1 protein-coding gene is annotated in these 476 nt (G+C 59.9%); it reads left to right on the forward strand.

The features are described from left to right. The coding region (locus tag B0W88_RS32265) for a DUF4440 domain-containing protein (protein WP_144007170.1) at positions 1 to 329 on the forward strand (329 nt) is incomplete at its 5' end. Positions 330 to 476 lie beyond the last annotated feature (147 nt).

Here is a 476-nt window from a genome sequence, read left to right on the forward strand (position 1 = left end):
TCGACCTGACATTTCAAGAACAGCGATTCGCTTCGGACTTCGTGGAGTTCGGGAGGTCCGGACGAACCTACTCGCGCGAGCAAATCATTTGCACTGACGCCTCGCCCATCCAAGCGAGGCTGCCCCTGCCGAACTTGCAGTTGCGCGTGTTGGATGTCAATACGGTACAGATCACCTATGACTCGGAAGCCGTGTACAACGGCGCGGTCGAGTACGCCCATCGCAGTTCAGTTTGGTCTCGTATCGACGGCCGATGGGTCATGCGCTTTCATCAAGGCACACCGTACCAACCTTCATCACCCGTGCCCGGCGGTCAGAGTGCAGCCTGACTGGTCATCCGAGCGGAAGCCTACGCTTGGGCAAGTTTCCTGGGCTGCGGCGTGCCGGATTCCTGCAGTGGTCTTGCACGGAGTGCGCGTTTGTCAGCCTAACCCGCAGTTCCAGCCGACGCCTAACGGCGCGGCTGAACGCAATCG

It is taken from the genome of Pelomonas sp. KK5 (assembly GCF_001984095.1).
In the GTDB taxonomy this organism is placed as follows: Bacteria; Pseudomonadota; Gammaproteobacteria; order Burkholderiales; family Burkholderiaceae_C; genus KK5.